Origin of the sequence: Shewanella mangrovisoli, assembly GCF_019457635.1 — a bacterium.
GTDB lineage: Bacteria > Pseudomonadota > Gammaproteobacteria > Enterobacterales > Shewanellaceae > Shewanella > Shewanella mangrovisoli.
The window spans coordinates 653,163-668,279 of sequence record NZ_CP080412.1 but is presented as its reverse complement, the minus strand read 5'-3'; the positions used below and the strand labels follow the sequence as shown (position 1 = coordinate 668,279).

The 15,117-nt window shown below is 48.4% G+C and carries 12 protein-coding genes; 2 read left to right on the top strand and 10 right to left on the bottom strand.

From position 1 onward, the window contains the following. Positions 1 to 3 precede the first annotated feature (3 nt). The 4 genes from arsJ to K0H60_RS02960 form a co-directional block, all read right to left on the bottom strand. Positions 4 to 1,242 (bottom strand): organoarsenical effux MFS transporter ArsJ, encoded by a 1,239-nt coding sequence (gene arsJ, locus K0H60_RS02975; RefSeq protein WP_434086671.1) that lies wholly within the window; start codon positions 1,240 to 1,242, stop codon positions 4 to 6. A 39-nt stretch (positions 1,243 to 1,281) separates the two neighbouring features. Then, on the bottom strand, positions 1,282 to 2,295 hold the full coding sequence (locus tag K0H60_RS02970; protein WP_220057229.1) for an ArsJ-associated glyceraldehyde-3-phosphate dehydrogenase: 1,014 nt from the start codon (positions 2,293 to 2,295) through the stop codon (positions 1,282 to 1,284). 65 nt (positions 2,296 to 2,360) lie between these two features. Next, complete coding sequence (arsB, locus tag K0H60_RS02965) at positions 2,361 to 3,380, bottom strand: ACR3 family arsenite efflux transporter (protein WP_220057228.1); 1,020 nt, start codon at positions 3,378 to 3,380, stop codon at positions 2,361 to 2,363. Positions 3,381 to 3,415: 35 nt separating this feature from the next. After that, the gene (locus tag K0H60_RS02960) at positions 3,416 to 3,760 is read right to left on the bottom strand and encodes a metalloregulator ArsR/SmtB family transcription factor (protein ID WP_220057227.1); all 345 of its coding nucleotides are present in this window, start codon (positions 3,758 to 3,760) and stop codon (positions 3,416 to 3,418) included. Positions 3,761 to 4,705: 945 nt separating this feature from the next. Here K0H60_RS02960 and K0H60_RS02955 point away from each other — a divergent pair. Beyond that, on the top strand, positions 4,706 to 6,667 hold the full coding sequence (locus tag K0H60_RS02955; RefSeq protein ID WP_220057226.1) for an Ig-like domain-containing protein: 1,962 nt from the start codon (positions 4,706 to 4,708) through the stop codon (positions 6,665 to 6,667). A gap of 60 nt (positions 6,668 to 6,727) precedes the next feature. On the opposite strand, the gene K0H60_RS02950 is transcribed toward K0H60_RS02955, so the two are convergent. The 6 genes from K0H60_RS02950 to K0H60_RS02925 form a co-directional block, all read right to left on the bottom strand. Next, positions 6,728 to 8,443, bottom strand: a complete 1,716-nt coding sequence (locus K0H60_RS02950; RefSeq protein ID WP_220057225.1) for a hypothetical protein — start codon at positions 8,441 to 8,443, stop codon at positions 6,728 to 6,730. Positions 8,444 to 8,642: 199 nt separating this feature from the next. Further along, complete coding sequence (locus K0H60_RS02945) at positions 8,643 to 9,956, bottom strand: sigma-54-dependent transcriptional regulator (protein ID WP_258405786.1); 1,314 nt, start codon at positions 9,954 to 9,956, stop codon at positions 8,643 to 8,645. A gap of 431 nt (positions 9,957 to 10,387) precedes the next feature. After that, a complete protein-coding gene (locus K0H60_RS02940) occupies positions 10,388 to 10,714 on the bottom strand; it encodes a putative quinol monooxygenase (protein WP_011715727.1) in 327 nt (108 codons plus the stop codon). A gap of 43 nt (positions 10,715 to 10,757) precedes the next feature. Then, a complete protein-coding gene (locus K0H60_RS02935) occupies positions 10,758 to 11,231 on the bottom strand; it encodes a GNAT family N-acetyltransferase (RefSeq protein WP_220057223.1) in 474 nt (157 codons plus the stop codon). A gap of 127 nt (positions 11,232 to 11,358) precedes the next feature. Further along, the gene (locus K0H60_RS02930) at positions 11,359 to 12,966 is read right to left on the bottom strand and encodes a DHA2 family efflux MFS transporter permease subunit (protein ID WP_220057222.1); all 1,608 of its coding nucleotides are present in this window, start codon (positions 12,964 to 12,966) and stop codon (positions 11,359 to 11,361) included. 13 nt (positions 12,967 to 12,979) lie between these two features. Then, positions 12,980 to 14,035: an HlyD family secretion protein gene (locus tag K0H60_RS02925; RefSeq protein ID WP_220057221.1), complete on the bottom strand. Its 1,056-nt coding sequence runs from the start codon at positions 14,033 to 14,035 to the stop codon at positions 12,980 to 12,982. Positions 14,036 to 14,132: 97 nt separating this feature from the next. On the opposite strand from K0H60_RS02925, the gene K0H60_RS02920 reads away from it, so the two are divergent. Further along, the gene (locus tag K0H60_RS02920; protein WP_011621324.1) at positions 14,133 to 15,086 is read left to right on the top strand and encodes a LysR family transcriptional regulator; all 954 of its coding nucleotides are present in this window, start codon (positions 14,133 to 14,135) and stop codon (positions 15,084 to 15,086) included. Positions 15,087 to 15,117 lie beyond the last annotated feature (31 nt).

The window sequence follows — 15,117 nt, the reverse complement described above, 5'->3', positions numbered from 1 at the left end:
TTGCTATCCTTTGACTTGTCGAGGCAGCTTGATAGAGATCAGTGCCGTTATTGCAATAAAGGCCGTCGAAATCCACAAACAGGCCACCAGTCCATAACTCTGATACACCCAGCCCGAAAGTACAGTTCCCACTAAACGCCCCATGGCATTAGCCATATAGTAGAACCCAACATCGAGGGATACCGCCTCTTCACTGGCGTAACTCACAATTAAATAGCTGTGCAATGAAGAGTTAATCGCAAACAGTCCACCAAATAACATCAGCCCCAAGATCAGACTGAGCTGTGGTGAGAAATCCAGATATAAACTGAGTGCAATTAACGCGGGAACAAAAGCTAATAACGTCGACCAAACTAAGGCGGTATAACCGTCGGGAATGCGCTGCGAAGTGTTAGCTTCTGCCCGACTCGAGCCAGTGATCTTCGGAGCTAAGGTTTGCACTATGCCGTAAGCTATCACCCAGAGCGCCAAAAAGCCGCCCACGGCCCAATGATCCCAGCCCCATTGACTCGCCAGATACACGGGCAGCGCCACCACAAACCACACATCCCTTGCGGCAAACAAAAACAGGCGCGCCGCCGAGAGAATATTCACACTGCGACTCTTAGAAAAAATCTCGGTAAACTTAGGTTTATTCTTCGCTTTCCCCAAATCCTTTTTCAGCAAGACCAAACTCATTAACCACACTAGCGCAAGCACGGCCATCATGGCGGCAATCGCCATATTGAAACCCAATCCCGCCAGCAAGGCGCCACCGAGGAAAAATCCCGCCCCTTTAAGGGCATTTTTAGACCCGGTTAGCAGAGCAACCCAATGGTAAAGCCTGCCCTGCTCACCCTTTGGCACCAGCAATTTAATCGCGCTTTTTGCGCTCATCTTGTTGAGATCTTTAGCAATACCCGAAAGAGCCTGCGCCGCCATCACCCAGGGCACGCCCGCAAGCCACAGCGGTAAACTGGCCGCTGGCACCAATAACATCCCTAATGCCAACACCTGCATGCCAAGACCTAGATTCATAGTGCGATTAAGCCCTAGGCGAACGCCGAGATAACCGCCCACCAGATTGGTCACGACACCAAAAATCTCATAGAACAAGAACAACATCGCAATCGCGAATGGCGTATAACCGAGATCGTGAAAATGCAGTACCACCAACATCCGCAGCGCACCATCGGTTAAGGTAAAACTCCAATAATTGAAGGTGATCAGCAAATATTGCCGCACAGCAGCGGACAATTGCATCAGTTGCTCAAATAGCTTGGCAGCAGGCACAGTGCTCTCCTAACGCGGCAGATCAAGCTGGCCGACTAAACGGGCAAGCTCTGCCGTACGATTGGCGTATCCCCACTCATTGTCGTACCACACGTAAAGTTTTAGCTGAGTCCCATTCACCACCATGGTCGAAAGCGCATCGACAATGCTCGAACGGGGATCGGTTTTATAATCAACCGACACTAACGGCCGCTCCTCATAACCTAAAATACCCTTCAGTTCGCCTTCGGCGGCGGTTTGTAGCAGCGCATTCACTTCTGCTTCAGTCACGCTGCGCTCCAGCTCAAATACACAGTCGGTTAGAGATGCGTTAGCGAGCGGTACCCTTACTGCATGACCATTTAGCTTCCCCTTAAGCTCTGGGAAAATATGAGTAATTGCCGTCGCACTGCCCGTGGTGGTGGGGATTAAACTTAACCCACAGGCGCGGGCGCGGCGCAGATCCTTATGCGGTGCATCCAGAATCGTCTGGGTGTTGGTAATATCATGGATAGTAGTCATAGAGCCGTGCTTGATGCCAATCTGCTCATGGATCACTTTCACCACAGGCGCAAGACAGTTGGTAGTGCAGGAAGCCGCGGTCACAATCGGATGAATAGCCGGATCGTATAACTGATGATTCACTCCCATCACCACATTTAACACTCCTTCCTCTTTGACTGGCGCCGTCACTACCACCCGCTTTACACCTTGATCTAAATAGGCTTGTAGTAAGGCTTTGGTTTTCATCACCCCTGAGGCTTCAATCACCACATCGCATCCCGACCAATCGGTCTCGGCAATCGTCTTATTACGTGTGGTGCGAATGGTTTTGTCTTGGATGTGAATACCATCCTGATTCGCCGTGACCGGATAATGCCAGCGACCGTGAACTGAATCGAACTCAAGCAAATGAGCCAAGGTAGCCGCATCCCCAGCGGGATCGTTGATCTGCACAAACTCAACATCATCCCATTCCCACGCCGCACGCAGAGCCAAACGTCCCATGCGCCCAAATCCATTAATCCCGATTTTAATTGCCATGATTTATAACTACCTAGTTAACTTACAATTTATTGATTTTTAATATTATTTATTTTAAAAACAGATTAAGTCGTAAACCAATGGCGGGTGCGATTGGCAAAGTACACTAAAGACAACATCACAGGCACTTCAACCAACACGCCCACCACGGTCGCCAGCGCGGCCCCCGAATGTAAACCAAAGAGTGAAATCGCCACGGCCACGGCTAACTCAAAGAAGTTAGAAGAACCTATCATGCTCGCGGGCGCGGCAATCGCATGGGTCAATTTGAGTTTTAACGCCAGCCAGTAGGTCAAGATAAAGATGCCATAGCTCTGAATAATCAATGGGATGGCGATTAATAGAATGTTCTGCGGTTGGCTAAGGATGGTCTTGGCCTGAAAGCCGAACAGCAGCACAACCGTCGCTAATAGCCCAATCACAGACCAAGGTTTTAGTTTAGCCAATAACTGCGGCACGGCAGTGGCGTCATGGCGAGCCTCTAAACGTTTACGAGTCAGCACGCCTGCGACTAAGGGCAATAAGACATATAACACCACTGAAAGCAGCAGGGTTTCCCATGGCACTTGAATATCACTCACACCCAGCAACAATGCAGAGAGCGGTGCAAATAAAAACACCATAATGATATCGTTAACAGAGACTTGCACTAAAGTGTAGTTAGGATCGCCCTTCGTCAGTTGGCTCCAGACAAACACCATGGCGGTGCAAGGGGCGACACCAAGGAGAATCATCCCCGCAATATATTCACCCGCCGTTTGCGGGTCGACCCAATCGGCAAACGCCAGTTTAAAGAATAACCAGCCGAGTAAGGCCATGGTAAAGGGTTTAATCAACCAGTTAATGGTCAGCGTTAGCAGTAATCCCTTCGGGGTCTTACTGACATTCTTGACTGCCGAAAAGTCAATTTGCACCATCATGGGATAGATCATCACCCAGATAAATAACGCAATAATCAAATTCACATGGGCAAATTCAATCGCCGCAACGGCAGCAAATACATTTGGAGCGAGATTACCAAGCACAACCCCAGCGAGAATACTCAAGCCAACCCAGACACTTAAATAACGTTCAAAGATCCCCATAACGACCTCTATTTATAAATTGCATTGTTTGAGACTCAGCAACAGGCTTTAGCTCGTTCGGGACGAGCCCCCATACTGCACAGGTTCTGCATACTCTCAGCTAAAAACACGCTGTTGGCCTCACAACTTTGCGCCAATACTTGCTGGCACCAAGCATTAAGCTCTGGATTAATTTGATAAAACACCCATTGGCCTTGGCGCCTATCGACTAAGATCCCTGCTTTTTTTAACTGCGCTAAATGCCGGGAGATCTTAGGTTGGATCTCCGACAGCGCAGCCATTAATTCACAGACGCACAGCTCCCCTTCTCGCTGAATAAGCAATAAACATTTCAGCCGAGTCTCATCGGCAAGGGCTTTAAAAAATGCGACGGGTTGCATCGAGTGCTCCCAAAATGATCAGATTACATATGGAATAAAGCATATATGAAAAAACATATATGTTAAGTAATTTTTTTGCAGTATTTAGATGGAGAGGACTGATTGAGCTGATCTTGAAGTGAAACTTTGTAGCCTGATAAAAATTGGAGATATCACTTATAGGCATGGAGTGACAGCACTCTTATCTCAATCCCTTTTTGGCTCCTTGTTTCGCTAGCCCTTATTGCGCTGTCCATTGCTGCGCTAGGTTTTCTCCTAAGTTCACCTTGTCATAGCCTGCAAGTGGCATAGATTGCCTCAACATTCAGAGCAATCCATCCACAGTAGACATGTGATGCTGGCGTAAGAGAATCCTAGCGAATATATCTTCTTCCCCTAAGGTGATATCGAATTAACTGTGAGTTTAAGTCAACTTTAGACCGAGTTAAAAACTGGACTAAAACCTATCGCTGCAGAGGGAAGAAATCAGCTTCAAGCGTTAGTTGATAATATTGCACCAAAGGTAATAAGCCCCACACCACAGGCCAGATTAATCCTATGCAATGAAGACAAAAGCCAAACATCGCTAGCGAGTGACAAAAAACAGGTGTCAAAATTTAGACATTGCCATTTTTATTTGACTCACACCAATAACTGGCTGTTTCTGTATCCAAAAACATTTTCAACAATAAACTAACTGCTAAATGAATGAAAAACAGTCAAAATTCAGTCTGGTTTAACCAGTATATTTTTTGAACAATTTTATTTCTTTCATTTCAACGATATCAGCTGAAACCCGCATTTTTACTGGGTTTCAGCCTATATACATTCATTTTTCTCTATCCTAGAATGCCCCCGCGAAACAGCTCAAAAACTGTTTGCATTGTTAAATGGAACTTATGTCCCCTAATTGAACGTTAGTGCCCATAAGTTTCACGTTTTGCCCTAAACCTGAAGAGATAAACAATGAAATACTCTGCCATGATGCTAAGCAGTTTACTGCTCACCAACACTGTCCTCGCTGCAGATATGCGTCCTTTTGAAGGCACGCTGTCCCTCGAGGTGGAAGATTTCCCGGAGCATGCCATTGAAACGTTTCGTCTCCACGGTAAACAAGGCGAAGTACATAATTTAGCCTTAGCATCGACACCTCGTTGGTTAAAACCCGGTCAAAGCGTCCGTGTGTTTGGCCATGCTAATGGCAAACAATTGCAGGTGAGTGATAGCAGCGTCAGCTTACTGCAAACCAATGAAACGACTTCTTCGGCTCAAACCGTCAACTCGGCCATCACACCTATCAGTGGCAACAGAAGCGTATTAGTGGCAGAAGTCAACTTTGCGATCAATCCGATCGTAAAACTGACTGAAGCCGAGATCCAAGATCTGTTGTTTAATCAATCTTCGGCCTTCTACGAAGAAAACTCCTATGGCGCAGTTTCCCTCTCGGGCGACACTACCAGCCCAGTTACAGTCGATGTGGATGTCTCTGTATGTAACACAGACGCCGTTGCCTTAGCCGCAGACCAAGAACTCAGTGCCCGTGGCTTTAACCTCAATAATTACGACCATGTTATGTACTTGATCCCGACTCACCCTAAGTGTACTTGGTCAGGTAAGGCCAATGTGGCAGGCAAGCGTAGTTGGATCAAACGAGTACAGTTATCCACGATTAACCATGAATTAGGGCACAACCTTGGCTTATTCCATGCCAATAAAAAGGATTGTGGTACCGTTACCACCGCTGACAGCAGCCAATGCACTATCACTGAATATGGCGACTATCTCAGTGCAATGAGTGGTACTAATACACCTAAGCATTTCAATGCATTCCACAAGGAGCAATTAGGTTGGCTGAGTGGCGATCGTATCAAAACCGTCACTGCCGATTCTCGGGTGACCCTATCTCCCGTAGAGGCTGAGGGTAACTTCCCCCTGCTGTTAAAAATTCCCAATGGCCAAGATTCTTCAGGTAACGAGCTGTTTTACTATGTTGAATATCGCCAGCCAACCGGATTTGATAGCTCACTGGCCAACGAAGCTGCCGCTATGCTCAATGGCGTAAGATTACGCGAAGGCGCTAGCAACAATGCCGCTAGCAGCTATTTGCTGGACCCAACACCAAACAGCAGCAGCTATGATTGGGATGACATCAGCTTGGCTCCAGGACAATCCTTTGAACAGCAAGGTGTCCGTATCGATGTCGTCGCATCAGACGCTTCCTCTGTCACCTTAGATGTAGTCATGCAAAACAGTACTGCTCAGTGTATCCGTGGCACTAGCAGCTTGACGGTACAAGCGGCAGTCTCACAATTGCAACAGGGGCAACAAGGCTCAGTCGATTTGCTGCTCACCAACAATGACAGCAGCGCCTGCCCAGAAACCACTTACAGCCTGACAACCCAAGCCGATGCGGGTTTATACGCAAACTTAGCAAACAACAGTGTGACACTTGCGCCACAAAGCAATCTGCATCTGACACTGTCGTTAGAAGCGCTTCAAGCGAGCGGTAGCAATACTTGGAAAGTGATTAGCAGCAACCAAACTAGCTCACAGCAAGCGGTGAGTTCAGGTAGCGTACTGTTGACTGCGGCAACCAGTAATACTGCGCCACTCGCTGTGAATGATGATTTCAACGATATCAGCGCGAGCACTGTACTGAATGTGCTGGCCAATGACAGCGATTTAGATGGTGACAGCCTGTTTATCAGTGGCACCACTCAAGGACTGAATGGAAAAGTGACTGTCAACGCTAACAATACCCTGACCTATGTGCCCTCTAAGCGCTTTAAAGGCAGTGATAGCTTTAGCTATACAGTGAGTGATGGCAAACTGAGCGCCGTTGCAACTGTCACTATCAGCCCTAGCACCACAAGCGGCGGCACGACGGATACCAGCACAGGTACTGGTGGTAAAGGTAAAAATAGATAATATGAGCAAATAAAAAGGGCCGTAATGACGGCCCTTTTTGCTAATACACAACTTAGTTAACTATTCTTGCACGGGTAATGGACACAAGTCGCAGCTCGCGGTATCCGAGTTACCAATTGTCGCTAAATCGCCCGTATCAACCACAGGAGAAGTCGCCCTCGCCGTTGCGGTGTTAGATAAAGTACCGTCGGCACCTGTAGGTAATGTGCTTGGGAAGTAATGGCTTTGGGTTAACTCACAAACATTTCCCCCAAAGTTACCTTCCACTTCACCCGCCGTATTGGTACACATTAGGCTGTTACCATCGCAGCTATAACCCGAGCCACAATCGTTGTTGGTCAAGCACTGTTTCGCAAAATCCAAACTGAATGTGGCATTTAAACTACTGTCCACAGAGTCGGTCAGAGAGACATCCAACGGTGCGTCCCCCGTGTTACAGACGGTAATGTCGTAGTCTTTTCGCAGAGCGACCAAACCGCTGTTTTCTGCCAATGAAACGCTACAGTTTTTCACAATGGACAACATAGGACTCAACGCCAACGAATCGCAGGTTGCAGTGTAGGGATCGGCACTAATGCTAGCAGAGCCAAAGCTCACACTGGCATCGACAGTGTTAGTACCACCATTCACATCAGAGATGTAATACCCTGTATAGGTCAGCATTTCGTTAGGAGCCCAACCATCAGCACCATTAGCAAACGCGCTCAAGGCTTGGCTAATGCTAAATGCAGTACCGTTGCTAGGTGTATCGTTGATGGTGACCGTTTCACCGGCACCAATGCTACCAACCCCGGTATTAGTGAGTTGCAAGGTGTAATCGATACGGAATTGATTACTGCCAGTCAGCTCAGTCGCACTACAGGTTTTCGCAATCGCAATACTACAGAGAGGGAAATCGCCGCCTAAAAAGTCCTTCAATTGGGCGGTTTCAGAACGAGACGACCGGGTTTCAATCAAGAAGCTGCTAAAACAAGGGATCTCATTCACACCCGCAGCCAAGAAGGCTTGGGTTACATTCAAACGACCTTCAAAGAAGGATTCATAGGGATAAGTGTTAGGTATGCCCGCTTTGTTTTCATAGGGCCACAAACCATTGGCCACGCCAGCAAGTTCGGAGTTTTCATTGGTAATGGCACAGGCTACGCCAGTATCACCAGCGGATAAACATTTGGCTCCGGCATCGCCAGAGGCATAGAGCAGTTCTAAATGTTCAGAGACATCACCACCCGAATTCACCCAGCGCATCACTTGTACAAAGGGCACAGAGTTCGAGTCCTGAGGGTATTCCATGATGATAAATAAGTCGTTTTCTTGGTGTTGTCCGGTAAATTTATTACCTGGACCAGGGCCGACTTTATCTTGGAAGAACCAAAATCCCATAATAGCGTCACCATTGTTGGCATAACGCTCAGCACCAAAGTAAAACACTAAGTCATCACTACCACTGCCGTTATTAATAAAATAGGCAGCTGCATATCCATTGCGCAGGTCATCCTTATCGGGTACGGCACCGTCTTTGTACCACCATTCGGTCACATCTAAGGTGTCTTTAGAGCCCCCTTTCCAAAAAATCGTTTGTGGTGGCAAGTCGGCAATCACTCCTGTGGTGACATTCGCTGTACTGCTACCTAAGTTAATCGTTTGCCAATCATCGAGTGTAGTCTGCTTGACAATATTACCATCCAGCTCGACCTTATCTACCGTAGCCTGTACACCGTATACCATCAATGTGCAGACCCAAAGTAGAAGAGTACGAAACAATAATTTGAGTTTCATAACATTCTCCTAATTTCCTGTGGACGGAATCCCGCTGCACCCACCAACCTCTGCATATGCGCATTCCGGATTGTGAACATCTGCACTAAGCAAGCCACAAGCCAAAATTTAATGCATTGATATATAAGAAATTAAAAGTGATGACTGGATAAGATGTGTCACAGCGGTGAAGCAGACTGTCGCAGGATAAATAGACGGACTAAGGCACCTTGATCTGACACTTTTTCAGGAGTCGATAGAAGGTCGCTCTGGAGATATTTAATGAGCGGGCGGCGGCGGAAATATTATGTTTATGATCGCTAATGGCTTTCAGTAATACTTCAGCCTCATGCTCTGCGCGGCAGCGCGCGAGATCTTGGCTGGTACGGTTTGCAGTGAGTGAATCTAGCCCTAACAACTGCGCAGTAATAATGCAGTCATCGGTTAAAACCATGGCTCGGCGGATCCGGTTACGCAGCTCGCGCACATTGCCCGGCCAATTGTAGTGTTTCATCGCACAGCGGGCATCGTCACTAAAATGAAACTGAGTACAGTTGTCCGAATGTTCTAGCAAGAATTGTTCGGCGAGCAGCATGACCTCGTCGCTATACTGTCTCAAACTTGGCACATGCAGGCGTAAAACATTGATACGGTGATATAAATCCTCACGAAAACGGCCTTCGTCAATCGCAGCCTCTAAATCTTGGTGGGAGGCAAATAACAAACGGCAATCCACTTTTATGGGCGCATTACCGCCGATTCGCATAATGTGTTTATCGTCCAAAAAGTGCAGTAAGTTGACCTGTAAGTCTAAGGGGAGATCTGCAATTTCATCTAAAAACAGTGTCCCACCATGGGCCTGCTCTAAATGACCGATATACCGTTTATCGGCGTCGGTAAAGGCGCCTTTCTCATGGCCAAAGAGGGTGGAATGGATAAGCCCTGTAGGCAGCGCGCCACAATTGACTGTGATAAATGGCCCTTCGTGCCTTTTAGATAAACTATGTAAGGTTTTAGCACATAGTCCTTTGCCTGAGCCCGTTTCACCGCTCAGTAATACGGTTTCATCCGACTGACTAAATTTATGCAGCCGCTGACGCAGCTGTTGCAATAAGGGATGCTCCCCCTTAATTGTCGTTAAAACCTTTGCAGGTCCCTTCCCTCCTTTCGATGGCGTCAACTGCGCCATGCCCCAAGCGTGTCCAAGGGTATCGGCAAAGCGATTCCAATCAAATGGGCGATGGTAATAATCAACAAAATTAGCGGCGCTGAGCCAGCTGCAATGCTGCTCCAAGGCGCTATCGGTAACGGCAATCCAATGCAAGGAGGGATATTCGGCTTGAATAATGGCAATTTCTTTCGCCAGCGCAGTTTGGTTAGTGTCGCTGATAAAGGCAATGGCGACACGCAACTCATATTTTTGCAGCAATACTAAGGCTTCGGCCGCCGACACTGCTTTTACACAGTTCCAAGCCGCTTGTTTCAGTTCTTCACTACACTCCGGCAGACATTGCTCGGGGTCGAGTACTAACAACCACCGTTTCCAACGTGTTTGTGCGGGAGCAGGCTTACCGATTTCATCCATAGGAAGGGGTGGGAGATGAACCTATTACTAATCAAGTCTAGAAGGACAATGGCCTCCCGACAAACCTGACCAGCATGAGTTAACTGGCTTAAACGCAGTAATTGCTGACGTTAAGCAGTAAGCTTAGCGACTTGATAGGCACAAAGCATGGTATGGGATTGAAAGGATTAATAAACCGCGATGACACAATCGATAATGCAAGTTGTTGCGCGCTCCTAACACTTGGCAGTGAATAGTTTTGATCGAATAGAGATTAAGCCATCACGCCCTCCACAGAGCACTTATGATTAGCTTGCAGTATCAAATCCACCTCGAATAAATCAACAGATTAAGGTTTTTGCTACTGCAAGCCTCTGCCGCTACGCGACTTAACCAGTGAGTTAAGCAATCACTTGATGATAAGTTTCCACATGGAAAGACTCGACTAACTCGGGCATCACCTGATGGAAATAATGCTGAATGGCATCCTTAGCGCAGTGCTCATCGAATGCGGCGATATCGACAAACTTCTCCACAAAAGTCACACGGCGCGGTTCATCACGGCTGACGTTGAGCTCATAACGGATGCAGCCCGCTTCGCGGCGCGTATCGGGGATCAGCGAAGCGAGCGCCGCAATCAAGGCCTCGGTTTTACCTTCTTTCGCTAAAAAGCTCGCGACGCAAACGAGTTGTTGTTGATTGATTTTATAGTCCGTCACTGTCGTCATTTGATTTCCTTAATAAGAGTAAATTCAGCTATTTAAAACCAGATCACTTAGGCTGATAGCGCATATCAATATGGGGAATACCATCTTCCAAATACATTTCGGAACAGGCGCTAAACCCGAGTTTTTGGTAGAAGCTTTTCAGATAATCCTGAGCACCAATTTGGATACCCGCAGCAGGCCAAGTGCTGAGCGCCGATTCAATCGCCCGTTGCATCAAAGGCATAGCCAACCCTTTGCCTCGTCCAGCAGGAGACACAACGACTCGGCCAATACTGGCCTCGGGATAACTCAGCCCCGGAGGTAAAATGCGGGCATAGGTGAGTAACTCGCCAGCGGGCGATAGGCCAATTAAATGCTGGGTTTCAGGGTGCCTATCTTTATCGTCAAGCTCTGGGTAAGCACAGGCTTGCTCAACCACAAACACATCGACTCTCAGTTTGAGAATGTCATACAAAGTGTTAGCAGTTAATTGATTAAATTTAAGATTTTGCCACTCGACTGAATCTTGTATCGACATAAAAAGGCTCTGCGTACAACCGGAAAAGAGCTCGAGTCTATCACAGGTCTACACATAAAAAAGCGCCTTAATCCTGGGGGAATTAAGGCGCAAGGGTTACGCATTGCGAAAACGAAATGAGTCAGTCTTATTCGACAACCGCATCGTGGGCGACAGGCCCTTGAGGTTTACGGATAAGCAGCACAGCCACCACGGCAATTAACAACAGGGCACCCATAATCAGAAACACATCGTTATAGGCTTGAATATAGGCCTGCTGACTCATGGTTTGCCCTAATAGCGCCTTGGCCTGCATGGAGGCGGTATAGGGATCCGAGCCGCCCTGTTGCAACATACTGGCGCTCTGATTCAAATACTCCTGCGCCTGCGTGCTGACCGCAGGCAGAGACTCCTTCACATGGGCCAAATGGCTGCGGGCCAAGTTATCGGTTAAGGTCGCCACCAGCGCGATACCAAAGGCGCCACCTAAGTTACGCATCACGTTCAGCACGGTCGAAGCCGAAGGATTCTCGTGGGGCTTTAAATGGGCCGTCGCCAACATGCCAATGGGCACTAAGATAAAGGGCTGGCCTAAGGCGCGCACCACTTGGGAGGCGATCATCTGCGGCCCGGCGTAATCGGCGGTCATTTGGCTATTCATGTAATAACTGAGGGCAAACATAAAAAAGCCGAAGGCGGCTAAGTAACGCCCGTCGAAACGTTGCATTAACCGCGGCACTAATGGTAATACCAATAGCTGCGGGAAGCCCATCCACATAATAACTTCGCCAATTTCCAGCGGAGTGTAATCATGCACTTGGGACAAATAAAGTGGGATCAAATAGATAGCACCAAAGAGTGCCATCCCCAGCAAAAAGTAAGCTATGGTCGAAAGCACAAAATCGCGTTTACCGAGCAGGCGCAAATTCACTAAAGGATCTTTACGCTTAAGCTGGATCCACACAAACAGCACTAAATTCACTGCGGCAATGATGGCGAGATTGCGGATCAAATCCGAGCCAAACCAATCTTTACGATTGCCTTCCTCAAGCACAACCTCGAGGCAGCCCATGCCTAACGCCATAGTGACAATGCCCGCTAAGTCGGCATTTTTCAGTTTGTCCCACACCACAGGGCGCTTTTCGAGGCCATAGGCCAACATCGCCATTACCAGCAATCCAGGCGGCACGTTGATATAAAACAGGTAATGCCAGCTAAAATGCTCAGTTAACCAACCACCTAGAGTTGGCCCAATCGAGGGTGCAAACGTCGCAGTCACCCCGAATAACGCCATCCCCACGGCACGTTTATTCTCGGGTAAAAATTCTAAGATCAACCGAAAGGCCAGCGGGATCAGCGCGCCACCAAAGAAGCCCTGCAACGCCCGAAAGGCGATCATAGCTTCGAGGTTCCACGAAATCGAACACAGGATAGAAGCAAAGATAAAGGCAGCAGTGGTCCACAGCAGATAACGCCTGACCGAAAGCCCTGTGCTTAACCAGCCCGAGAGCGGGATCGCAATCATCTCGGCAACCAGATAAGCCGTTGAAATCCAACTGCCCTCCTCCAGCGTCGCGCCGAGGCTGCCTTGGATTTCCTTCATCGAGGCATTGGTGATTTGAATATCGAGGATCGCCATAAAGGCGCCAATCAAACCACCGAAAACGGCAATCCATGAACGGCGACTACCGCGCTCATATTCGCTCGGTATAGCCCCCGCGGCGATAGCCTCAGGTGCCGCAGCAATTGTGCTCATGTTAACGACCTACTTAGCGACCGACGTTAGCAGCGATGGCTGTCGTCGGATGCGACGCAGTATCGACCTTGACCACAGCACTTAAACCGGGGACGACACGCGCCTCTTCTGCTGAGAGATCTAAACGGATCCGCACAGGGATACGTTGCACGATTTTAGTGAAGTTACCCGTGGCATTTTCGGCGGGCAGCAGACTAAATTTGGCTCCGGACGCCGGTGACAGACTATCGATAACACCTGTAAAGGTTTTGTCGGGAAACGCATCGAGACTGACCTGCACCGACTGTCCGGGTTGCATATGTTGGATTTGGGTTTCTTTAAAGTTCGCCGTGATCCACACAGCCCCATCCGGAACCAAACTGTAGAGTGCCTGGCCGGGTTGCACATATTGCCCCACCATAGCGCCGCGTTTACCAATCACCCCAGAGAAAGGTGCGGTCACGCGGGTATCATTAAGCTGAATTTTAGCCAGCTCCAATGCCGCATTCGACTGTTCAACAACAGAGCCTGCTTGATTCAGCTGGGCATTGAATACAGCCAGCTCACGCTCTTTAGCCACTAACAGTGCTTTGGCTTCATCCAACCCAGCTGCGGCGGAATCAAAACCAGCCTGTAATTGGTCGACATCGTCCTGCGAGCTGTAGTTGCTGACTTTTAACTTTTTAGCACGAGTTAACTGTTGCTCGGCACGCAGTTTGTCGGCCTGCGCCGCGACCACCCCCGCACTCGCTTGGCTGATCAACGCGTGCTGCAATTCCACCTTAGCGGCTAAGGTTTGCAGATCGGCCTTAGCACTGGCGAGTGACGCCTCGGCTTGGCTGACTTTAGCGCTAAACTGATTATCTTCTAGTTGCGCCAATAACTCGCCTTTGCGCACATGTTGGTTATCGGTCACATCGGATAACACCACATAACCAGGGACTTTCACGCTCACATGGGAGATATCGGCCTCGACATAGGCGTTGTCAGTGGTTTCGATAAAACGAACCTGCGTCCACCAGTAATAACCGCCACCCGCAACGGCAGCGAGCAATAGTGGAACGGCGATGATGAGTTTACTTTTGGACATGAATGACTCCTTGATTAGTGAGTGCTAGTGTACTACTGTCTCATCACGTTTATTAGATAGCTAAAAATCAACCCACTGTTTCACAGGTGTAACAATCATGGATCTCAATCGTGTGCAGATATTTGCCCAAGTGGTCGAGCAAGGCAGCTTCACTGGCGCCGCTAAGGCCCTTGGTTTAACTAAGGCCACTGTCAGCCGCAAGATTGCCGAACTGGAGTCAGATACTGGTACCCAATTGTTATTCCGAACGACCCGCGCCCTCAAACTCACCGAGGCGGGATCGAGTTACTACAATCGGATCAATAAGATCTTGAGCGATCTGCAGAGCGCCGAAAATCAACTCAGCGCCCATCAGCAATTGATTAAAGGCAACCTAAAAATAGTGTGCCCCATCGAATTAGGCCAATTGTTCCTCGGACCTATCTTCGCCCAGTTTTTAACCCTTTATCCCGATATCACCATTGAGGCTGAGCTCACTAACCGTAAGGTGGATGTGATAGAAGAAGGTATCGATTTGTTATTCCAAATCGCCGACTCGAGCGATACTCGTCTGCAGAGTTATTCCTTAGTTAACGCCTACAAATCCTTGATGGCAAGCCCAAGTTATTTAGCCGAACATGGCACGCCAAAAGTGCCGCAGGACTTAGCCAAGCATAAAGCGATCCGCTTACAGTCGGCGCATATCGAAGGTGCGTGGAAGCTGTTTGATGGCCAGTCTTGGGTGGTGATTGAACCGGTAACCCAACTCACGGTAAACAATGTCACTATTGCCCGCGAAGCCGCCATTGCGGGGCTTGGCATTACGGCCGTGCCGTCGATTATTGCGCAGGAGGCGATAGAGAAAGGCTATTTAGTGCCACTCCTCGACGATTACCCTATGGTGCAAACCAAAGTAGTGCTCAGTTATCCCAAACGGGCGTATTTGCCGCGCAAATACCGTGTCTTTATCGAGTTTATTTATACCGCCCTGTTCAAACGCTGGGGTTCACAGGTATTAGAAGTGCCGGAATTTATTGGCCAGCAAGAACCCAATAACCCTCGTTCGACTTAACAATTGTAACCTTGCCGAGCTGAAATTAGCC